General features: G+C 61.7%; 17 protein-coding genes and 1 pseudogene. 9 read left to right on the plus strand and 9 right to left on the minus strand.

The genetic code is table 11. From position 1 onward, the window contains the following. Positions 1–6 precede the first annotated feature (6 nt). The 6 genes and pseudogenes from aroB to pilM form a co-directional block, all read right to left on the minus strand. The gene (gene aroB / locus CQ002_RS12845; protein WP_105161530.1) at positions 7–1,107 is read right to left on the minus strand and encodes a 3-dehydroquinate synthase; all 1,101 of its coding nucleotides are present in this window, start codon (positions 1,105–1,107) and stop codon (positions 7–9) included. Positions 1,108–1,232: 125 nt separating this feature from the next. Beyond that, positions 1,233–1,751, minus strand: a complete 519-nt coding sequence (gene aroK, locus CQ002_RS12850; protein WP_034105907.1) for a shikimate kinase AroK — start codon at positions 1,749–1,751, stop codon at positions 1,233–1,235. A gap of 4 nt (positions 1,752–1,755) precedes the next feature. Further along, a pseudogene (locus tag CQ002_RS12855) lies at positions 1,756–3,009 on the minus strand (type IV pilus secretin PilQ); the annotation flags it as partial. A 141-nt stretch (positions 3,010–3,150) separates the two neighbouring features. After that, the gene (locus CQ002_RS12860) at positions 3,151–4,122 is read right to left on the minus strand and encodes a pilus assembly protein PilP (RefSeq protein WP_105161528.1); all 972 of its coding nucleotides are present in this window, start codon (positions 4,120–4,122) and stop codon (positions 3,151–3,153) included. Then, positions 4,119–4,673 (minus strand): PilN domain-containing protein, encoded by a 555-nt coding sequence (locus tag CQ002_RS12865; protein ID WP_034105912.1) that lies wholly within the window; start codon positions 4,671–4,673, stop codon positions 4,119–4,121. The genes CQ002_RS12860 and CQ002_RS12865 overlap by 4 nt, the downstream gene beginning before the upstream one ends. Further along, positions 4,670–5,323: a type IV pilus biogenesis protein PilM gene (gene pilM / locus CQ002_RS12870; RefSeq protein WP_034105914.1), complete on the minus strand. Its 654-nt coding sequence runs from the start codon at positions 5,321–5,323 to the stop codon at positions 4,670–4,672. Before pilM ends, CQ002_RS12865 begins: the two co-directional genes overlap by 4 nt. Positions 5,324–5,544: 221 nt before the next feature. On the opposite strand from pilM, the gene CQ002_RS12875 reads away from it, so the two are divergent. Further along, positions 5,545–8,004 carry a penicillin-binding protein 1A gene (locus tag CQ002_RS12875; protein WP_371919452.1) on the plus strand — a complete coding sequence of 820 codons (2,460 nt, stop codon included), beginning with the start codon at positions 5,545–5,547 and terminating at the stop codon, positions 8,002–8,004. A gap of 132 nt (positions 8,005–8,136) precedes the next feature. On the opposite strand, the gene CQ002_RS12880 is transcribed toward CQ002_RS12875, so the two are convergent. The 3 genes from CQ002_RS12880 to rpmE form a co-directional block, all read right to left on the minus strand. Continuing rightward, the gene (locus CQ002_RS12880; protein ID WP_016979185.1) at positions 8,137–9,405 is read right to left on the minus strand and encodes a malic enzyme-like NAD(P)-binding protein; all 1,269 of its coding nucleotides are present in this window, start codon (positions 9,403–9,405) and stop codon (positions 8,137–8,139) included. Positions 9,406–9,586: 181 nt separating this feature from the next. After that, complete coding sequence (locus CQ002_RS12885; protein ID WP_105161526.1) at positions 9,587–10,393, minus strand: thermonuclease family protein; 807 nt, start codon at positions 10,391–10,393, stop codon at positions 9,587–9,589. Positions 10,394–10,407: 14 nt separating this feature from the next. After that, positions 10,408–10,641, minus strand: coding sequence for a 50S ribosomal protein L31 (rpmE, locus tag CQ002_RS12890; protein ID WP_005784030.1), 234 nt, complete (start codon positions 10,639–10,641; stop codon positions 10,408–10,410). 215 nt (positions 10,642–10,856) lie between these two features. Between rpmE and CQ002_RS12895 the strand changes: the two genes are divergently transcribed. The 8 genes from CQ002_RS12895 (at position 10,857) to phaZ (ending at position 21,249) form a co-directional block, all read left to right on the plus strand. Then, complete coding sequence (locus CQ002_RS12895) at positions 10,857–13,076, plus strand: primosomal protein N' (RefSeq protein WP_034105922.1); 2,220 nt, start codon at positions 10,857–10,859, stop codon at positions 13,074–13,076. Between the two features lie 188 nt (positions 13,077–13,264). Next, on the plus strand, positions 13,265–15,001 hold the full coding sequence (gene argS, locus CQ002_RS12900) for an arginine--tRNA ligase (protein ID WP_034105924.1): 1,737 nt from the start codon (positions 13,265–13,267) through the stop codon (positions 14,999–15,001). 1 nt (position 15,002) lies between these two features. Next, entirely contained in the window at positions 15,003–15,704 is a 702-nt protein-coding gene (locus CQ002_RS12905) for an SPOR domain-containing protein (protein ID WP_034105926.1), read from the plus strand. A 257-nt stretch (positions 15,705–15,961) separates the two neighbouring features. Further along, positions 15,962–16,492: an ATP-dependent protease subunit HslV gene (hslV, locus tag CQ002_RS12910; protein ID WP_003171209.1), complete on the plus strand. Its 531-nt coding sequence runs from the start codon at positions 15,962–15,964 to the stop codon at positions 16,490–16,492. 37 nt (positions 16,493–16,529) lie between these two features. Continuing rightward, positions 16,530–17,867, plus strand: a complete 1,338-nt coding sequence (gene hslU, locus CQ002_RS12915) for an ATP-dependent protease ATPase subunit HslU (RefSeq protein WP_105161525.1) — start codon at positions 16,530–16,532, stop codon at positions 17,865–17,867. Between the two features lie 131 nt (positions 17,868–17,998). After that, on the plus strand, positions 17,999–18,376 hold the full coding sequence (locus tag CQ002_RS12920) for a gamma-butyrobetaine hydroxylase-like domain-containing protein (RefSeq protein ID WP_034105929.1): 378 nt from the start codon (positions 17,999–18,001) through the stop codon (positions 18,374–18,376). A 249-nt stretch (positions 18,377–18,625) separates the two neighbouring features. Beyond that, entirely contained in the window at positions 18,626–20,305 is a 1,680-nt protein-coding gene (gene phaC / locus CQ002_RS12925; protein WP_034105931.1) for a class II poly(R)-hydroxyalkanoic acid synthase, read from the plus strand. 98 nt (positions 20,306–20,403) lie between these two features. Continuing rightward, the gene (gene phaZ, locus CQ002_RS12930; RefSeq protein ID WP_025858688.1) at positions 20,404–21,249 is read left to right on the plus strand and encodes a poly(3-hydroxyalkanoate) depolymerase; all 846 of its coding nucleotides are present in this window, start codon (positions 20,404–20,406) and stop codon (positions 21,247–21,249) included. The last annotated feature ends 52 nt before the right edge of the window (positions 21,250–21,301 follow it).

Genomic DNA, 21,301 nt, shown 5'->3' on the forward strand with positions numbered 1-21,301 from the left:
ATCTTATTAACCTTTAAGCTGGGCCAGGGCGCGGTAATCCGCTCCCAGCGTGGCCTGTAAAATCTCTTTCGGATAATCGTCGGTCACGACCGCTTCGCCCATATGGCGCAGCAGCACCAGTCGCAGTCGACCGTCGATCACTTTCTTGTCTATCGCCATATGTTCGAGGAAGTCCGACTCAGTCATCTCCTCAGGCGGAATGACCGGCAAACCGGCGCGCTGGAACAGGCGGATGCCACGATCACGCTCTTGAGCGCTGATCCAACCCAGGCGCTGCGACATCTCCAATGCCATCACAGTGCCAGCCGCTACGGCTTCCCCATGCAACCACACACCATAGCCCATGTGCGTTTCGATCGCATGCCCGAAGGTGTGGCCCAGGTTCAAGGTGGCCCGTACGCCGGACTCCCGTTCGTCGGCATTTACCACCAGCGCCTTGGCGGCGCAGGAACGGGAAATGGCTTCGGTCAGTGCCACCTGGTCGAGGTTGCGCAGTGCGTCGACGTGTGCTTCCAGCCACGCCAGGAACGGTTCGTCGCAGATCAACCCGTACTTGATGACTTCCGCCAGGCCCGCCGACAACTCGCGCGGCGGCAAGGTGTTCAGGGTCGCGGTGTCGATCAGCACGGCTTGGGGCTGGTAGAACGCGCCCACCATGTTCTTGCCCAGCGGATGGTTGATGCCCGTCTTGCCGCCCACCGACGAATCGACCTGGGACAGCAAGGTGGTCGGCACCTGGATAAAGTCCACGCCACGCTGGTAACAGGCCGCTGCGAAGCCGGCCATGTCGCCGATCACACCGCCGCCCAGGGCGATCACCGTGGTGCGGCGGTCATGGCGTGCAGTCAGCAAGCCATCAAAGATCAGTTGCAGGGTTTCCCAGTTCTTGTGGGCTTCGCCGTCGGGCAGGATCACGGAGATCACGGAATACGCCGCCAGGCTGCGGCTCAGACGCTCAAGATACAGCGGCGCGACCGTTTCGTTGGAGATGATCGCCACTTGCCGCCCGGCAATATGCGGTGCAAGCAATTCGGGCTGGTCCAACAGACCCTCGCCAATATGGATCGGGTAGCTGCGCTCGCCTAGATCGACCTTAAGTGTCTGCATGTGTCCCCGCGTTGAAGATGTAGTGACGACCGGCAACGCCAAGACCTGACATCACCTGATGGCTCTACGCCACACCCTGGAGGGCAATGGCGCGCCGCCGAGAATAGCGCATTTCGGGCCTGGCTTTAACGGGGTGGCAGCCGTTGCAGGCGTTCAAGAATGTCGAGGACTACCATCCGAGGTGGCCGCTCATCGGTTTCTACCACCAGATCGGCGATTTCCCGATACAGCGGATCGCGCAGCGTGAGCAGGTCCCGCAAGGTCTTTGCCGGGTCGGCGGTGCGCAGCAACGGGCGATTGCGATCACGGGCGGTGCGGCCCACCTGCTGCTCGACCGACGCATGCAGATAAACCACCCGACCACCGGCATGCAGCGCGCGGCGGTTTTCATCACGCATCACTGCGCCACCGCCAGTGGCCAACACCACGCCATCGCAACCGCACAGCTCGGCAATCATCGCCTGCTCACGGTCACGAAAGCCCAGCTCGCCTTCCTTATCGAAGATCCATGGGATATTGGCACCCGTGCGCAATTCAATTTCCTTGTCGGAATCTTTGAACGGCAGGCGCAGCTCTTTGGCCAGCAAACGGCCGATGGTGCTTTTTCCAGCCCCCATCGGTCCTACAAGAATCAAATTTCGCACAGAATCAACGACTCACAGCAATCGCCTGGTTATTCATAATACGCGGAGTCAGGAATACCAGCAGCTCGGATTTTTTCTCCGCCAGCACATCGCGCCGGAAAAGGCGGCCAAGATACGGCACATCGCCCAAAAATGGCACTTTATCTACCACTTTGCTTTGGGTATTGGAGAAAACCCCGCCGATGACGATGGTCTCGCCATCCTTGACCAGCACCTTGGCGTTGACCTCGTTTTTCTTGATCGGCGGCACGTCATTGAGCTTGTTCAGGTAGTCGGGCTCATCCTTGGTGACCTTGACCTCCATGATCACGCGATCGTCGGGGGTGATCTGCGGGGTCACCTCCAGCGACAGCGACGCCTCCTTGAACGACACCGACGTGGCGCCGCTGGAGCTGGATTCCTGATAGGGGATCTCGGTGCCCTTGAGGATGCGTGCGGTTTCCTTGTCGGAAGTGACGACCTTGGGTTGCGAGACGATTTCGCCGTTGCCGGTTTTTTCCATGGCGGTGAGTTCCAGGTCCAGCAGCAGGTTGTCGGTGATAAAGGCGATGCCCAGGCCGGAGGTGCCGGTCAGCGACCCCAGGTCGACAAACGGCGAGCTGGGCGGGTTCTCAGAGGGCTCAGCCCCCTCAGGCGAAGGCTTCGCAATGCCGCCAGCGCCCCAGTGGCCACGATTGAGTCGCCCACCCCAGCGCGCACTCAGGCTTCTGTCGTAATCGACATTGGCCTCGACAATCCGCGCCTCGATCATCACCTGGCGCACGGGAATATCCAGCTGCGCCACGATCCGCCGCAGCTCTTCCAGTCGCTCGACGGTCTGGTAGGCGATGATGTTGTTGGTGCGATCATCGACCGCCACCGAGCCACGCTCATCGGTCACACCCTCCAGGCCCGTGACCGACTGGAACAACTTGGCCAGGTCCGCCGCCTTGGCGTAATTGACCTGCAACAGCTCCCGACGCAACGGCGCCAATTCGGCCATTTGCTTGCGCGACTCCAGGGTCAGCAGCTCGCGCGCGGCCAACTCTTCGGCGGGTGCGACCAGCAATACGCCGGCTTTCAATCGCTTATCCAGGCCTTTGGCTTGCAGCACCAGGTCCAGCGCCTGGTCCCAGGGCACATCCTTGAGGCGCAGGGTGATCGCCCCCTGCACTTCATCACTCGCCACAAGGTTGAGGCCTGCCACGTCGGCAATTTGCTGCAACGCCGTGCGCAACTCGATGCTCTGGAAGTTGAGGTTGAGCTTGTCACCCGAGTAGACGCTCGACGTGGCGTTGCCAGGGGGTGGCAACTGGATCAGGTCTACACGATTGGGTACAGCAGCAGCCATCGGTGCCGTGAACGCTATCCATAGCGCCACACCGAAGGACGAGAAGGTCCTTTTCATTGCTTGATTCCGTTATGAGTTGACGTTTAACACCAGGATCCGCGGGCGCTCCAGCCATGCACCCTGACCATCGGGGAACAGCTCGACCAGTTCGACGTGACGCTCATGGATGGCCGTGACCCGTCCATGGTCCGGCCCCAGGTAGTCACCGACCGCCAGCCGATACACCGTGTTTGCCGCACGCAGCAGGACGAACGCCCGCACGCCACGGGACAGCGTGCCGACCATTTCGAACTGGTCCATTGCAAGGCCTTCCAGGGCTCCACGCGATCGGGTGAGATCCGGCGCCCGGGCAGGCCGGCCAGGCGAATGTTCGACCTGGACGGCAAGCCGTTGAAAAGGATCGCGCAGACCGGAGGAGTCATACACAAAAGCCTGCCCTTGCAAGCCCCGCCCGCCCAGGCCAACGCCTTGCTGCGCCTGCCAGTAGGTCTTGGCCAGCAGATCAAGACGCAGCAGCTTGCCATCACGGCGCAAGGCAACGTCGTGCACCGTGGCGATGCGCGCGAGCCCGGCCAGGCCGCTCAGGAACGTTGCCAGGTCGTGGTAAGCCCCCGTCAAGCCGAGCTGCACAGGCTGCTCGTGATAGAACGGTCGAGCCTGCTCATCCAGCGGGGTGACGCTTTCGACCCACAAGCCATTGGCCAGTGCCAAGCGCGCGAGGTCGTCCAGCAAGCCAGGCATCTCGGACGCACCCGGCAATGCCTGCAACAGTGCATCGGCCTTGGCCTGCATGAGCTGGAGTGGCTGCGCACGCACCTCAAGGGTGGCAACCAGGGAAGCCTTTTGGACGACTTGCTGCTGCAGGACCACTTCCTGCGCCTCGACCCCGTGCAACCGTTGCCGCGACGGGCTCAGGTAAATGAAGTCGCCCACCACAAACACTACGCCCGCCAACGCGCAGCCCAACAGGGCCTTGCCTGGTAGGGGCCATTTTGCAGCGTTGTGAGTAAGTGCAGAAAGATCGAGCCTTGGCAGGCTCAAGGTTGAGCCTCGGAGGACTCTCCCTGACGCACCATCAGCTGGAATTCGTTGTTGCCGCGCGCGCCATCTGTGCGCACATGTTGCAGTCGAGTGGAATGGGCACCTTCCGCCGCCTCGAGGCGGCGCATCAACTGGGCGATATCCTGGCTGGACTCTGCGCTGCCGCTGATACTCACCGTGTCACCCTTCGCCACCACTTCATGCAGGTGCACGCCGTCTGGCACGGCGCGCGCCAACTGGTCCAACAACTGGGCACCGGAGGAGCGAGAGTCATGCAGGTCTTGCACGACCTTCATGCGCTGCGCCAACTGCTGGCTCCGCTCCTGCAGGTCATCGATGGTCCTGATGCGTGAATCCAGGCCGTTGATCTCCTTGCCCAGATGGTCATTGCGAGTCACCTGCCGGTCGATTGCCTGGTCGATCACCTGGTCCGCCAGCCACACGGCTGCGAGCGCCGCGCAGGCGAACGCGAGCAAACCCGCCAGCAAATACTTGCGTCGCCGCTCTGCCAGCGCCTGGCGCCAAGGCAATAGGTTGATTCGTGTCTTCAAGCGAAACTCCTCAGGGCCAACCCGCAAGCAACTCCCATCCCTTGGGCATCCACGGCCCATTGTGCACCATCGACTCGATCGCTCGGCGTGAAGCTGGCGAAATCCTGACTGCAAGCGCGCGCCAATGCAAACGCTTCGACATCGACCACCCTCGGCACCAACCCGGCCAGAGCCAAAACCGTCTCCCTGGCTTCGACCTGTTCCTTCAGGCACGCCGCCAACAGCACCTCGATACGGCCGGGGTCCAGTGCGCTTGGCCCGCGCACTTGAAAGTCGATGGCCACGTCATCCAGAGGATAGGGAATGTACTGGTCTGCCTCCATCTGGATCATCCAGCCCATCTCATCGTCAGTCAGCCCGGCCTCCATCTCGATCATCCGCGTGATCACCGAGGGCCCAGCCACGGCAGCGGCAGCGCCTCGGGCCGATGTCGACAACCGCGATAACGCACTGCGCAGCGCGCGCCCCACGCCATCAAGATCGAGAAGCGTGCTGTCGACCACCGTGTGCGCAGGCAGTGCCTGCGTGACGTAGGCCTGGACGTTGTAGCCTGACGCCGAGCAGCCCAGCTGCACCAGCCGAATGGTGGTGTCATTGATGTCGACGCCCAGCAGCGTGTCGACTTTGCGCGTGAAAAATCCCTTTCTCATAAAACTCCCTAAAACTTTGCCTGTCTTACCGCCTGATTGCCGCTGGGCGCCATGCATTCGGTCGACTTGTTGAGCAGGTGCGAATGACGCCCGAAGTCGAAAAATGCTTTAATGCCCAGCGTTTTTTCCCGCTTTTTATCTGCAGCTCGGGTCGATCCATCGTTTGCCATGCATGCCCCGACGCCTAACCCATTCTTTTCTCTGGAAATCCAAAAGCCTTGATTCGTCTGCTGAAGTTTTTCGGGTACTCCATTGTCGCCATCGTTTGCGGGCTGCTGCTCGTGCTCAGCGGGGCCTACCTCTACCTTAGTCCGGGTTTGCCCTCGGTAGAGGCCCTCAGAAGTATCCAGTTGCAGATTCCTTTGCGGGTCTACAGCAGCGATGAAAAACTGATCGCGGAGTTCGGCGAAATGCGCCGCACACCGATCCGTTTTGCCGATATTCCACCCAATTTCATCAGTGCCCTGCTCTCGGCCGAAGACGATAATTTTGCCAACCACTATGGCGTTGACCCCAGCAGCCTGGTGCGTGCAGCCACTCAATTGGTAAAAAGCGGACACATTCAATCCGGCGGCAGCACCATCACCATGCAGGTGGCGAAGAACTTCTTCCTCACCAGCGAACGCAGCTTTTCGCGCAAGGCCACTGAAATCCTCCTGGCCCTGCAGATCGAGCGCCAGTTGACCAAGGACGAGATCCTCGAGCTGTACGTCAACAAGATCTACCTGGGCAACCGCGCATACGGGATCGAAGCGGCCTCTCAGGTCTATTACGGCAAGTCCATCCGTGACGCCAGCCTGGCGCAGATGGCCATGATCGCCGGCCTGCCAAAAGCCCCTTCACGCTTCAACCCCCTGGCCAACCCGGCGCGCAGTAAAGAACGCCGCGACTGGATCCTGGGGCGCATGTACAAGCTGGGCAAGATCGACCAAGCCGCTTACGAAAGCGCCATCGCCGAACCGCTGAACGCCAGCTACCACGTGCCGACGCCGGAAGTGAACGCACCCTATATCGCCGAAATGGCGCGTGCCGAGATGGTCGGCCGCTACGGCAGCGAGGCCTATACCGAAGGTTTCCGCGTGACCACCACCGTGCCGAGCGACCTGCAGGAAATCGCCAATACCTCGGTGCACTCCGGCCTGATCACCTACGACCAGCGCCATGGCTACCGAGGCCCTGAATCGCGCCTGCCGGGCAAGACGCTGAGCGCCTGGACCACCGAGCTGAGCAAGCAACGCCCGATCAGCGGCCTGGAACCCGCCATCGTTACCCAAGTGAAGAAAGACGGCCTGCAGGTGCTGACCCGCACCGGTGAAGCCCATGTGGCGTGGGACAGCATGAAATGGGCGCGGCCGTTCCTGAACACCAACAGCATGGGGGCGATGCCCAAGCAGCCATCGGACGTCGCGCAGGTGGGTGATTTGATCCGCGTGCAACGCCAGAAAGACGACAGCCTCAAATTCAGCCAGGTGCCGCTGGCCCAAGGTGCACTGGTGTCGCTGGACCCGCAGAACGGTGCGATCCGCGCCCTGGTTGGCGGCTTCGCGTTCGAACAGAGCAATTACAACCGTGCCACCCAGGCCAAGCGCCAACCAGGCTCGAGCTTCAAGCCGTTCATCTACAGCGCTGCGCTGGACAACGGCTACACCGCCGCCAGCCTGGTCAACGATGCACCGATCGTGTTTGTGGACGAGTACCTGGACAAGGTCTGGCGCCCGAAGAACGATACCAACACCTTCCTCGGCCCGATCCGTATCCGCGAGGCGCTGTATAAATCGCGCAACCTGGTGTCGATTCGCCTGCTGCAGGCGATGGGCGTCGGCAAGACCATCGATTACATGACGCGCTTCGGGTTCGCCAAATCGGACCTGCCGCCAAACCTGTCCCTGGCCCTGGGCACCGCGACCCTCACGCCGATGGAAATCGCCACGGGCTGGAGTACCTTTGCCAATGGCGGCTACAAGATCGCGCCGTACCTGATCGACAAGATCGAAAGCCGCAACGGCGACACCCTGTTCACCGCCAACCCGCCACGCGTGCCGGGTGATGTGGTGAATGGCGTGGCGGCGACCGATGGCCTGGCGGCGCCGAGCAATGGCGGCATCACCATCGAGCCGACCCCAGGCACCACGCCGGCCGCCAATAACACCCCGGCCGAGCCCCAGGCGCCCGCGGTTGCCGAGCGCATTGTCGACGGCCGTACCACTTATATTCTCAACAGCATCCTGGAAGACGTGATCAAGAAAGGTACCGGCCGCCGCGCACTGGCGCTGAACCGCCCGGACATCGCCGGCAAGACCGGTACTACCAACGAGTCCAAGGATGCCTGGTTCTCTGGCTACAACGCCGACTACGTGACCACCGTGTGGACCGGCTACGATCAGCCGGAGAGCCTCGGCCGCCGCGAGTTCGGCGGTACCGTCGCGCTGCCGATCTGGATGAGCTACATGGGCGCGGCCTTGAAGGACAAACCGCCGCATACGCAGCCGGAACCGGAAGGCATCCTCAGCCTGCGCATCGACCCGGTCAGCGGCCGCGCCGCCTCGCCAAGCACCCCGAATGCGTACTTCGAACTGTTCAAGAGCGAAGACACGCCGCCATCGGTCAACGAGCTGGGCAATGGCGTAGCACCGGGCAGCCCGCTGCCAGCGGATGAGGCGGCGCCGATCGACCTGTTCTAACGCAGACCGAATGTGGGAGCGGGCAAGCCCGTTCCCACAGTTGCTGCTGCGCAGGCTTGACGCTTATCGCCCCCCCAACAAAAAGCCCCGACTCGTGAGAGCCGGGGCTTTTTGTTGGTGCGCTACAACGGCTTAGCCGTTGAACACATCATCCACACTTTGCAGTGGGTAGTGCTTCGGATAGGGCAGGGTGGCCACGCCGGTCTCGATGGCGGCTTTGGCCACGGCATCCGAGATCAGGGTGATCAGGCGCTTATCCATGGGTTTCGGAATGATGTACTCACGACCGAATTCCAGCTTGATACCGCCGTAGGCGTCGCACACTTCCTGTGGCACCGGCAGCTTGGCCAGTTCACGCAGGGCGTTGGCGGCCGCTACTTTCATCTCTTCGTTGATGCGCTTGGCGCGAACGTCCAGGGCACCACGGAAGATGAACGGGAAGCCCAGCACGTTGTTGACCTGGTTCGGGTAGTCCGAGCGGCCGGTCGCCATGATCACGTCGCTACGGGTGGCGTGAGCCAGTTCCGGAGAGATCTCTGGATCAGGGTTGGAGCAGGCGAACACGATCGGGTTGGCCGCCATGGACTTGAGGCCTTCGGCGCTCAGCAGGTTCGGGCCGGACAGGCCGACGAACACGTCTGCACCGTCGAGGGCGTCAGCCAGGGTGCGCTTGTCAGTCGCGTGGGCAAACATCGCCTTGTACTGGTTCAGGTCGGTACGCTCGGACTGGACCACGCCCTTGCTGTCGACCATGAAGATGTTTTCCAGCTTGGCGCCCATGCTCACCAGCAACTTCATGCAGGAGATGGCCGCAGCGCCGGCGCCCAGGCAGACGATCTGTGCGTCAGCCAGGGTCTTGCCAGCGATTTCCAGGGCGTTGATCATGCCGGCCGCGGTAACGATCGCGGTGCCGTGCTGGTCATCGTGGAATACCGGAATGTCGCACTGCTCGATCAAGGCCTTTTCGATCTCGAAGCACTCAGGTGCCTTGATGTCTTCCAGGTTGATGCCACCGAAGGTGATGGAAATGCGCTTGACCGTGTCGATGAAAGCCTGCGGGCTTTCGGAGTCGACTTCGATGTCGAAAACGTCGATGCCGGCAAAGCGCTTGAACAGCACGCCTTTACCTTCCATGACTGGCTTGGAAGCCAATGGGCCGAGGTTACCCAGGCCAAGAATCGCGGTGCCATCGGAAATCACTGCAACCAGGTTGCCTTTGCCGGTGTACTTGTACGCCAGTTCGGGGTCGCGGGCGATTTCACGTACGGGCTCGGCAACACCAGGGCTGTAGGCCAGCGACAGGTCGCGGGCGGTAGCAGTGGCCTTGGTGAGCTCTACACTCAGCTTTCCTGGACGAGGATGGGCATGATATTCGAGAGCGGCAGTTTTCAAATCAGACATATCGGCATTCCGCTTTTACTGTTGGTCGACGGACCGCCGAGGATACGCGTGTCGCAAAGTCCCTACAAGACTGGGCAGTCACAGGTGTCAAGGCCCCAAAGTGCCGTACTTTGGTCTAAGGCCACGGGATACAAGGGCTTAACTGTTCACAATCGACTAAAAAAATGTCTACAATTTTTTGTCAATGCGTCGATTTGAGCATGCTGGGGTCGGTCAGTGGTAGCAACCAACGTGCCTGACCGTTTTTCAGGCCGCCACGCCGGGCGCGATCCTGCACCCACCCACGGGCCTCGATGGGCATGCCTTGCAGACCACTGAGCCATGCGGCGTCGAATTGTGGGACAAGCGCGGGTGCAATGCGTAATACCAGTGAGCCGTGCAATTCGATCCAGACCCCACCGCGATTGCGTTCGATCTTGCTGACCCGGCCGCCGACCAACGCAAAGCCGGACTGCTTGAGCTGCGCCACGCGCTGTACAGGTGATTGCCGCCACAGGCCCAGCCGCGCGTCACGGGCGCTGTTTTCAGCGGCCTGCTGGCAGGCGACCAGATCGACATTGGGCGCGACACCCACCTGAAACCCCAAGCCTTCGGCCAGCAGTTGCGCCTCAAGATTCTTTCCATCTGCGCCGTAGAGGTGGGCCAAGGTGCGGCCGTAGCGGTCCTTGCTCTCGCGCCCTGCTACCAGGCCGACGCGACGGTCGCTGGCGTCCACCAAGGCCTGCAAGCGCAGGCGGGCAGCAACGGCGTAAGGCTCGTCGGGGCGGCCACGCTTGCCGGTTTCCGGTGCATTGACGCCGATCATCCGCACGCTGCGGCCATCCGTGAGGCGCACCGTATCGCCATCCACCACACGCTGCACCTCCACCTTGGCCGGGGCGGTCGGCACAGGGCAGATCACGTCGGCCTGGGCGACTGAAAGCCAAATGCCAGGCACAAAAAAGGCGCCCACAAGGGACGCCTTTTTCAACAGCTGGCAAAAGCCCATAAGGCTTTTGAGCCTTACTCTGCTGGAGTAGCAGCAGGCTTCTTGCCGAAAGCACCAAAGCGATCTGCGAAGCGCTGTACACGGCCGCCGGTGTCCAGAGTTTTCTGCTTACCGGTGTAGAACGGGTGGCACTCGTTGCATACGTCAGTACCCAGTGGCTTGCACAGGTTCGAACGAGTTTCGAACTTGTTGCCGCAGCTGCAGGTTACTTCGATGGTTTCGTACGCTGGATGGATATCGGCTTTCATGGCACTTCCTCGGGCTAGCGTGCCGCCACTCGACACTATTGTCGAATACCGCACGTAATTAGGCCGCGGATTCTACCAGACCTTTTCAATCGCGCAAGCGGCGCTTCCGGCTGAAAACCTCCTTTCATCAGAAAACCGTGGCATACCCAAGCCCTCCCCTGTCTGCTAGGCTCCCGCCCCTGCGCCACCGCCTGCCTTTATATGAGACCCCTCGCGTGCCCGACGCCATTTTGCGCCTAGCCCTGCCCTCGCCCCTGCGCCGCCTGTTCGATTACCGGGCCCCGGCTGGCGTGCTGCGGGCGCAGTTGCAGCCGGGCATGCGCGTGCGCGTGCCGTTCGGGCGTCGAGAGATGATCGGCATTCTGGTCGAAGTCGCTGACCACAGCGAAGTGCCGGCCGAGAAACTCAAGCCCGCCCTGGCCATCCTCGATGCCACCCCACCGCTGCCGCCGGCACTGTTCAAGCTGTGCCTGTGGACTGCCCAGTATTACCAACACAGCCTGGGCGATACCCTAAGCTGGGCATTGCCGGTACTGCTGCGCCAGGGCGAACTGGCCGAAGCGCGCCAGGAACGTTTCTGGTCGACGGTACCCGGCGCGCGTCTCGACGACCCGCGCATCGCTCGCGCCCCGCGCCAGCGTGAGGCCTTGGCCACGCTGGCGCAGCACCCCCATGGCGTGGCGCACCAGCTATTGAGCAAGCTGATGCTGAGCAAAGACAGCCTCGACCTGCTGCTGGCCAAGGGACTGGTGCAGGTGGAAATCCGCAAGCACGCGCCTGACGCTCGCCACGAACACTGGCTGGCCCAGCCGGAACTGCCGCTGAACCCTGAGCAACGCGCCGCGTACGAAGCCATTCGCGCAGGCTTTGACAGTTTCCACGCGTTCCTGCTGGCTGGCGTCACCGGCAGCGGCAAGACCGAAGTCTATTTGCAATTGATCCGCGAGACCCTGCAAGCCGGCAAACAGGCCCTGGTGCTGATCCCCGAGATCAACCTGGGCCCGCAGACCCTGGCGCGCTTCGAACAGCGCTTCAACGCACGCATCGCCCTGGTGCACTCGGCCGTCAACGACCGTGAGCGCCTGGAGTCGTGGCTGGCCGCGCGGGACGGCGAGGCCGACATTATTATCGGCACGCGTTCGGCACTGTTCACACCGATGAAAAACCCTGGGTTGATCATCATCGACGAGGAGCACGACGGCTCCTATAAACAGCAGGAAGGCCTGCGCTACCACGCCCGCGACCTGGCGCTGGTACGCGCACGCCAGGAAGACATCCCGATCGTGCTGGGCTCGGCCACGCCATCCCTCGAAAGCCTGCACAATGCCTACACCGGCCGTTATGGCCTCCTGCGCCTCAACGAGCGCGCGGGCGGCGCCAAGCAACCACGGTTCCTGCGCCTGGACGTCAAGAGCCGCCCACTGGACAGCGGTATTTCCGGGCCAATGCAACAAGCCATCGGCCAGACGCTTGCCGCCGGCCAACAGGTGCTGGTATTCCTCAATCGCCGCGGCTTTGCACCGACCTTGCTGTGCCACGATTGCGGCTGGATGTCCGAATGCGAGCGCTGCGACGCACGCATGACCGTGCACCAGCGCTACGGCGAACTGCGCTGCCATCACTGCGGCCATGTGGAACGCGTGCCGCGCCACTGTCCGCAGTGCGGCAAAGTCGACCTGCGTCCGGTAGGCGCAGGCACCGAGCGGGCCGAAGAGCGCCTGGGCATCCTGTTTCCGGATTATCCGGTGCTGCGCGTTGACCGCGACAGCACGTCGCGCAAGGATGCGATGAACCAGCTGTTCGCCACCATCCAGAAAGGCCAGCCGTGCATTCTTATCGGCACGCAAATGCTAGCCAAGGGGCACCATTTTCCACGGGTAACCCTGGTATCGATCCTGGATGCCGATGGTGGGCTGTTCTCCGGAGACTTTCGCGCCAGTGAACGCATGGCGCAGTTGATCGTGCAGGTCGCTGGCCGCGCAGGCCGCGCCGAGGAACCAGGCCGGGTGATTATCCAGACGCACCTGGCCGACCATCCGCTGCTCATTCAGCTGACAGAGCAAGGCTACTTCGCCTTCGCCGAACAAGCGTTGAGCGAACGCCGCGCCGCCGGCCTGCCGCCGTTTTCCCACTTGGCCTTGCTGCGCGCCGAGGCTCACAAGCCGGGGCAGGCCGAAGGTTTCCTGGATGAAGCCTGCAGCGCCGCCGAACGTTTGCTTGGCGAACTGGGTCTGAGCGGCATCGAACTGCTTGGCCCGGTGCCCGCCCCCATGGAACGCCGCGCCGGGCGCTATCGTGCTCAGCTACTCTTGCAGGCAACCTCCCGCGCGCCCCTGCATCGGCTATTAAGTAGCTGGTTGCTTGCCCTGGAGCAAATGCCCAGCGGCCGGCAAGTGCGATGGTCGCTGGACGTAGACCCGGTAGATTTATACTAACCCGCCCTTTGCAGGCGCCGGCTTGCCGGCGCCTGCAAAGGGAAAGGGACGAAAGTTGTCCTGCCAGCGAAGGCCCGCAGGTCCGCCATCTGGTCTGAACGGTTGGCAAGCCCGCCCTCGCCACGGATAATGCCCAGTTTTTCCACCTGCGCATCGCGCGCCGCCGCTTGCGGTCGAAAGAGAACACCATGAAAGACACCATTCGCCAGCTGATCCAACAAGCCCTCACCCAACTCGTCAACGAAGGTGTGTTGCCTGAAGGCCTGACGCCGGCGATCCAGGTGGAAAACACCCGCGACAAGACCCACGGCGACTTCGCCAGCAACATCGCGATGATGCTGTCCAAGCCTGCCGGCATGAAACCGCGGGACCTGGCAGAAAAAATCATCGCTGCGCTGCCGTCCCACGAGAGTGTGACCAAGGCCGAAATCGCCGGCCCGGGCTTTATCAACTTCTTCCAGAACACCCAGGCCCTGGCTTCCCGCCTGGATGCCGCCTTGGCCGACGCCAAGATCGGCGTGCGCAAGGCCGGCCCGCTGCAGCGCGTGGCCATCGACCTGTCGGCACCCAACCTGGCTAAAGAGATGCACGTGGGCCACCTGCGCTCCACCATCATCGGTGACGGCGTGGCGCGCGTATTGGAGTTCCTCGGCGACACCGTGATCCGTCAGAACCACGTGGGCGACTGGGGCACCCAGTTCGGCATGCTGATGGCTTACCTGCAAGAGAACCCGATCACCAGCAACGAGCTGTCGGACCTGGAAAACTTCTACCGCGCGGCCAAGAAGCGCTTCGACGAATCCGAAGAATTCGCCGACCGCGCCCGTGGCCTGGTGGTCAAGCTGCAGGCCGGCGATCAGGAATGCCTGGAACTGTGGGGCCGTTTCCGTGAGATTTCCCTGTCGCACTGCCAGGAAATCTACGAACTGCTCAACGTCAAATTGACCATGGCCGACGTAATGGGCGAAAGCGCCTATAACGACGACTTGATCAACGTGGTCAACGACCTCAAGGCCGCTGGCCTGCTGGTCGAGAGCAATGGCGCGCAATGCGTGTTCCTCGAAGAGTTCAAGACTGCCGACGGCGAGCCGCTGCCGGTGATCATCGTCAAGGCCGATGGCGGCTACCTGTATGCCACCACCGACCTGGCGGCCGTGCGCTACCGCAGCGGTGTACTCAAGGCGGATCGCGCGCTGTATTTCGTCGACCAGCGCCAGGCCCTGCACTTCCAGCAGGTGTTCGAAGTGGCGCGCCGCGCCGGTTTCGTCACCCACCCGATGCACATGGAACACATGGGCTTCGGCACCATGAACGGCGCCGATGGCCGCCCGTTCAAGACCCGCGACGGCGGCACGGTGAAGCTGATCGACCTGCTGACCGAAGCCCAGGAACGTGCCTACAACCTAGTGAAGGAAAAGAACCCGGAACTGGCCGAGGCCGACCTGCGCAACATCGCTCGCGTGGTGGGCATTGGCGCAGTGAAATACGCCGACCTGTCCAAGCACCGCACCAGCGACTACAGCTTCAACTTCGAGCTGATGCTCAACTTCGAAGGCAACACCGCGCCGTACCTGCTGTACGCCTACACCCGTGTGGCCGGCGTGTTCCGCAAGCTGGGCAAGGACTTCAGCGAAGTCGAAGGCCAGATCAACCTGGAGGCTGCGCACGAGCAAGAGCTGGCCGCCAAGCTGGCGCAATTCGGCGAAGTGCTGAACAGCGTCGGCGAGAAAGGCACGCCGCACATCCTGTGCACCTACCTGTACGAAGTCGCCGGCCTGTTCTCCAGCTTCTACGAGAACTGCCCGATCCTGACCGCCGACGACGAAGCCCAGAAGCAAAGCCGCCTGCGCCTCGCCGCACTGGCTGGACGGACCCTCAAGCAAGGCCTGGAATTGTTGGGCCTGGAAACTCTGGAGCGTATGTAAGTTGGCTGCCAAGAAAAAACCTGCACCCAAGCGCGGCGCCAGCCGCTACCAGGCCCCGGCGAAGAAGCCGATTCCGGGCTGGTTGTGGATGGCCATCGGCCTCACCGTCGGCGCGTTTATCGTGTTCCTGATGAAACTGGATCCAGGCCAGGGCGATGACGTCAAACGGGTCAAGCAAGAACAGCAGAAGGCCACGAAGATGGCCGAAGCCAACAAGACTGCGCCGAGCCCGACCGCCCCGGTGAAGCCGAAATACGACTTCTATACGTTGCTACCGGAATCGGAAGTGATCGTGCCGCCCGATGCCGTGCCGGAGAAAACCCTGCCGACACCACAGGTGCCGACCACACCGGTCACGCCTGCAGAGGCGGCGAAAATCGACACGGCGCGAGCCCAGGCCGCGCTGGCCGGGATTACCCCGCCGCCAGCACCGCCGGTTGCCGAAACCAAGGCAGCACCGGTGACCAAGTTCTTCCTGCAAGCGGGCTCGTTCCCGAAACAGGCAGATGCCGATCGCGTGCGTGCGCAGATCATCCTGCTGGGCCAGTCGGTGACGGTAGAGTCCGGCACCGTGAAGGATGCGACGTGGTACCGCGTGCTGGTGGGGCCGTTCAGCAACCGCGAACAGCTGACCGTGGCGCAGAAACAATTGGCCGGCGCGGGCTTTAGCAACCTGTTGTTACAACAACGCCAGAGCCGCTGATTCAGCGAACACAGAGGAACCCATGTGGGAGCGGGCTTGCCCGGGAATGCGGTCCATCAGTCGCCAGATTCCTTGACTGATATTCCGCTTTCGCGGGCAAGCCCGCTCCCACATTTGATTTTGTTCGTGCTCAAAATCGAGCCCGGCACACAATCGCCACTCGTCCGCCCCCCCGTCCTACGGTTGAAATCCCCCTCACCATCCCCATATCAGTTTCCATCAGGGCATTTTCGCCCCGCTGCGTGGAGACTCTCCCCTTGACCACCATCGTTTCAGTACGTCGCCACGGCAAAGTCGTCATGGGCGGCGACGGCCAGGTTTCCCTGGGTAATACCGTGATGAAAGGCAACGCCAAGAAAGTGCGTCGCCTGTACCACGGCCAGGTTCTCGCAGGCTTTGCCGGCGCCACCGCCGACGCCTTCACCCTCTTCGAGCGCTTCGAAGGCCAGCTTGAGAAACATCAGGGCCACCTCGTGCGCGCCGCGGTCGAACTAGCCAAAGAATGGCGCACCGACCGCTCCCTCAGCCGCCTGGAAGCCATGCTGGCCGTCGCCAACAAAGACGCTTCCCTGATCATCACCGGCAACGGCGATGTGGTTGAGCCTGAGCATGGCCTGATCGCCATGGGTTCCGGCGGTGGCTACGCCCAGGCGGCAGCCAGCGCGCTGTTGAAGAAGACCGACCTGTCGGCCCGCGAAATCGTCGAGACCGCCTTGGGCATCGCCGGTGATATCTGCGTGTTCACCAACCATAACCAGACCATTGAGGAGCAGGACCTCGCCGAGTAAGCCATAGGCTTATTCCCGCTTGAGGCCGCCAAACACTATGTCCATGACTCCCCGCGAAATCGTCCATGAACTCAACCGCCATATCATCGGCCAGGACGATGCCAAGCGCGCCGTTGCCATTGCGTTGCGTAACCGCTGGCGCCGGATGCAACTGCCGGAAGAACTGCGCGTTGAAGTAACGCCGAAGAACATCCTGATGATCGGTCCGACCGGTGTCGGTAAAACCGAAATCGCCCGTCGCCTGGCCAAGCTGGCCAACGCGCCGTTCATCAAGGTCGAAGCCACCAAGTTCACCGAAGTCGGCTACGTGGGCCGCGATGTCGAGTCGATCATTCGTGACCTGGCCGACGCCGCCCTGAAGCTGCTGCGCGAACAGGAAATGACCAAGGTCAGCCACCGCGCCGAAGACGCCGCCGAGGAACGTATCCTCGATGCCCTGCTGCCACCGGCTCGCATGGGCTTCAACGAAGACGCCGCGCCGGCCTCGGACTCCAACACCCGCCAGCTGTTCCGCAAGCGCCTGCGTGAAGGCCAGTTGGACGACAAGGAAATCGAGATCGAAGTCGCCGAAGTCTCCGGCGTCGATATTTCCGCACCGCCTGGCATGGAAGAAATGACCAGCCAGCTGCAGAACCTGTTCGCCAACATGGGCAAGGGCAAGAAGAAAAGCCGCAAGCTCAAGGTGAAGGAAGCGCTGAAACTGGTGCGCGACGAAGAAGCCGGGCGCCTGGTCAACGAGGAAGAACTCAAGGCCAAGGCACTGGAAGCGGTCGAGCAGCACGGCATCGTGTTTATCGACGAGATCGACAAGGTGGCCAAGCGCGGCAGCTCCGGTGGCGTCGACGTGTCCCGTGAGGGCGTACAGCGCGATTTGCTGCCGCTGATCGAAGGCTGCACCGTGAACACCAAGCTGGGCATGGTCAAGACCGACCACATCCTGTTTATCGCCTCCGGTGCGTTCCACCTGAGCAAGCCAAGCGACCTGGTGCCGGAGCTGCAAGGCCGCCTGCCGATTCGCGTGGAGCTCAAGGCGCTCACCCCAGGCGACTTCGAGCGCATTCTCAGCGAACCGCATGCCTCGCTCACCGAGCAGTACCGTGAGCTGTTGAAAACCGAAGGCTTGGGCATCGAATTCCAACCGGACGGCATCAAGCGCCTGGCGGAGATCGCCTGGCAGGTCAACGAGAAGACCGAAAACATCGGTGCGCGTCGCCTGCACACCCTGCTGGAGCGTTTGCTGGAGGAAGTGTCCTTCAGTGCTGGCGACCTGGCCGGGGCGCAAAATGGCGAAGTGATCAAGATCGACGCTGACTACGTCAACAGCCACTTGGGCGAATTGGCGCAGAACGAAGATCTGTCTCGTTATATCCTGTAAGCCTCACACAGGACCGCTTTGCTTTAATGTGGGAGCTGGCTTGACGGCAATAGCTAGGGTGAATTCAACACCGCTATCGCAGGCAAGCCAGCTCCCACATTTTTGAGCCGGTTTCTTCAGGATTATTATCAATGTCCAAATTCCCCACCGCTGTAAACCTGCACAAAACCTCCAACACCCTCGGCCTTACCTACGGGCCCGACGAGGTGTACCAACTTCCCGCCGAACTGCTGCGCACCCACTCGCCGTCCGCCGAGGTCCAGGGCCACGGCAAACCCATCCTGCAATTCGGCAAGCTCAACGTGCGGTTGACCCAGGTTGAACCGGCCGGCCAGTACGCACTGAAATTGACCTTCGACGACGGGCATGACAGCGGACTGTTCACCTGGGACTACCTCTATCAGTTGGCCGTGCGTCAGGACGCCCTGTGGGCTGATTACCTGGCGGAGCTCAAAGCAGCCGGCAAGACTCGCGATCCGAGTGAGTCGGTCGTGCGGCTAATGCTCTAGTCCAGGCCTCTCGCTCTTTAGAGGGCATTTTCTAATTTCATCTGCTTGAATGCCCTCTCTCGTGGTCAACGATTGGCCCGCTTGCGAAAAAAATTAAACTCGGGTAACCAATGGAACTGGCAAGTTCCCTGCATTTGACGATGCGGTATCAACGGTCACCCGAGTCGCAGTACCAGGCTTGTGTTGTGTATCGAAACTTGGTGCGCAGCGGTACCCGGTACTCGTCTTTCGGACAATGGAGCGTCGTAGATGAGTAACAAGAATAACGATGACTTGAAACGCCAGGCCTCGGAAAACACCCTGGGGCTCAACCCGATCATCGCGTTACGCAAAAAGGATTTACTCGCCTCGGCGAAGATGGTGCTGACCCAAGCCATCAAGCAACCGTTGCACAGCGTCAAGCACGTCGCCCACTTTGGCGTCGAACTGAAGAATGTAATGTTCGGCAAATCCGCGCTGGTGCCGGACGGCGATGACCGTCGCTTCAACGACCCGGCCTGGAGCCAGAACCCGCTCTACAAGCGCTACCTGCAAACCTACCTGGCGTGGCGCAAGGAACTGCACGACTGGATCGGCGACAGCAACCTGTCGGAACAGGACATCAGCCGTGGCCACTTCGTGATCAACCTGATGACCGAGGCCATGGCCCCCACCAACAGCGCGGCCAACCCGGCGGCGGTCAAACGTTTCTTTGAGACCGGCGGCAAGAGCCTGCTCGATGGCCTGTCACACTTGGCCAAGGACATGGTGCACAACGGCGGCATGCCGAGCCAGGTCAACATGGGCGCCTTTGAAGTGGGCAAGACCCTGGGTACTACCGAAGGCGCGGTGGTGTTTCGCAACGACGTGCTGGAGCTGATCCAGTACAAGCCGATCACCGAGCAAGTGCACGAACGCCCACTGCTGGTGGTGCCGCCACAGATCAACAAATTCTACGTATTCGACCTGAGCCCGGAGAAGAGCCTGGCGCGCTTCTGCCTGCGCAATGGCCAGCAGACATTCATCGTCAGTTGGCGCAACCCGACCAAGGCCCAGCGCGAATGGGGCCTGTCGACTTATATCGAAGCGCTCAAGGAAGCGGTCGACGTGGTCACGGCGATTACCGGCAGCAAAGATGTGAACATGCTCGGCGCTTGCTCCGGCGGCATCACCTGCACCGCTCTGCTGGGCCACTACGCGGCGCTGGGGGAGAAAAAGGTCAACGCCCTGACCCTGCTGGTGAGTGTGCTGGACACCACCCTGGACACCCAGGTGGCGCTGTTCGTCGACGAGCAGACCCTGGAAGCGGCCAAGCGCCATTCCTACCAGGCGGGCGTGCTCGAAGGTCGCGACATGGCCAAGGTGTTTGCCTGGATGCGCCCCAACGACTTGATCTGGAACTACTGGGTCAATAACTACCTGCTGGGCAACGAGCCCCCGGTGTTCGACATCCTGTTCTGGAACAACGACACCACGCGCTTGCCGGCCGCCTTCCACGGCGACCTGATCGAGTTGTTCAAAAACAACCCGCTGGTGCGTGCCAATGCCCTGGAAGTGTGCGGCACCCCCATCGACCTCAAGCAAGTCACCGCCGATATCTACTCATTGGCCGGCACCAACGACCACATCACGCCGTGGCAATCCTGCTACAAGTCAGCGCAGTTGTTTGGTGGCAAGGTGGAGTTTGTACTGTCCAGCAGCGGGCACATCCAGAGCATCCTCAACCCGCCGGGCAACCCCAAGGCACGCTACCAGACCAGCGACAGCCTGGCGGGCAAACCGCTTGAGTGGCAGGAGAATGCGACCAAGCACACGGATTCGTGGTGGCTGCACTGGCAGGCGTGGCAGGCGGAGCGGGCGGGCAAATTGAAGAAAGCGCCTACCACATTAGGTAACAAAACGTACGCCGCAGCGGAAGCGGCGCCGGGGACTTATGTCCATGAACGATAACAACAGACATTTTTTTGATTGAAATGGGATCAACTGTGTGAGCGGGCGTGCTCCCACACTGGTCTCACTCCGGCTGCACCACTTCACAGGGCTTGAGCATGCCGCAACCGTTCATCTTCCGTACCATCGACCTGGATGGCCAGACCATCCGCACGGCGGTACGCCCGGGCAAGCCTCACTTGACGCCGTTGCTGATCTTCAACGGCATCGGCGCCAACCTTGAGCTGGTGTTTCCGTTCGTCCAGGCGCTGGACCCGGACCTTGAAGTGATCGCCTTCGATGTGCCCGGCGTGGGTGGTTCGTCGACACCGAACCGGCCATACCGCTTTCCCGGCCTGGCCAAGCTCACCGCTCGTATGCTCGATTACCTGGACTATGGCCAGGTGAATGCGGTGGGGGTGTCCTGGGGGGGCGCGTTGGCGCAGCAGTTTGCCTACGACTACCCGGAGCGTTGTAAAAAACTGATCCTCGCAGCCACGGCGGCGGGTGCGGTCATGGTGCCGGGCAAGCCCAAGGTGTTATGGCTGATGGCCAGCCCTCGCCGCTATATCCAACCGTCCCATGTGGTGCGGATCGCGCCGATGATTTACGGCGGCTCGTTCCGCCGCGATTCGAAACTGGCCGCCGAACACGCGAGCAAAGTGCGCTCGGCGGGCAAGTTGGGCTATTACTGGCAATTGTTCGCGGGGCTGGGCTGGACCAGCATTCATTGGCTGCACAAGATCCGCCAACCCACGCTGGTATTGGCGGGGGACGACGACCCACTGATCCCGCTGATCAATATGCGCATGCTCGCCTGGCGCATCCCCAACGCACAGCTGCACATCATCGATGACGGCCACCTGTTCCTGATCACCCGGGCCGAAGCCGTTGCACCGATCATCATGAAATTTCTCGAGGAGGAGCGCTTGCGGGCCGTGATTCACCCACGACCTGCGGTGTAGGGACCACACCGCCGCGCAACTTGCCGAGAACCGACTATGGTTCTGAATTGGC

The organism is Pseudomonas sp. MYb13 (genome assembly GCF_002980075.1).
GTDB lineage: Bacteria > Pseudomonadota > Gammaproteobacteria > Pseudomonadales > Pseudomonadaceae > Aquipseudomonas > Aquipseudomonas lurida.

Coding starts and splice junctions, on each gene's coding strand:
- aroB (WP_105161530.1), bottom strand. CDS start 1,107: ATGCAGACACTTAAGGTCGATCTAGGCGAGCGCAGCTACCCGATCCAT.
- phaC (WP_034105931.1), top strand. CDS start 18,626: ATGAGTAACAAGAATAACGATGACTTGAAACGCCAGGCCTCGGAAAAC.
- argS (WP_034105924.1), top strand. CDS start 13,265: ATGAAAGACACCATTCGCCAGCTGATCCAACAAGCCCTCACCCAACTC.
- pilM (WP_034105914.1), bottom strand. CDS start 5,323: ATGAGAAAGGGATTTTTCACGCGCAAAGTCGACACGCTGCTGGGCGTC.
- CQ002_RS12885 (WP_105161526.1), bottom strand. CDS start 10,393: ATGGGCTTTTGCCAGCTGTTGAAAAAGGCGTCCCTTGTGGGCGCCTTT.
- CQ002_RS12880 (WP_016979185.1), bottom strand. CDS start 9,405: ATGTCTGATTTGAAAACTGCCGCTCTCGAATATCATGCCCATCCTCGT.
- rpmE (WP_005784030.1), bottom strand. CDS start 10,641: ATGAAAGCCGATATCCATCCAGCGTACGAAACCATCGAAGTAACCTGC.
- CQ002_RS12920 (WP_034105929.1), top strand. CDS start 17,999: ATGTCCAAATTCCCCACCGCTGTAAACCTGCACAAAACCTCCAACACC.
- phaZ (WP_025858688.1), top strand. CDS start 20,404: ATGCCGCAACCGTTCATCTTCCGTACCATCGACCTGGATGGCCAGACC.
- hslU (WP_105161525.1), top strand. CDS start 16,530: ATGTCCATGACTCCCCGCGAAATCGTCCATGAACTCAACCGCCATATC.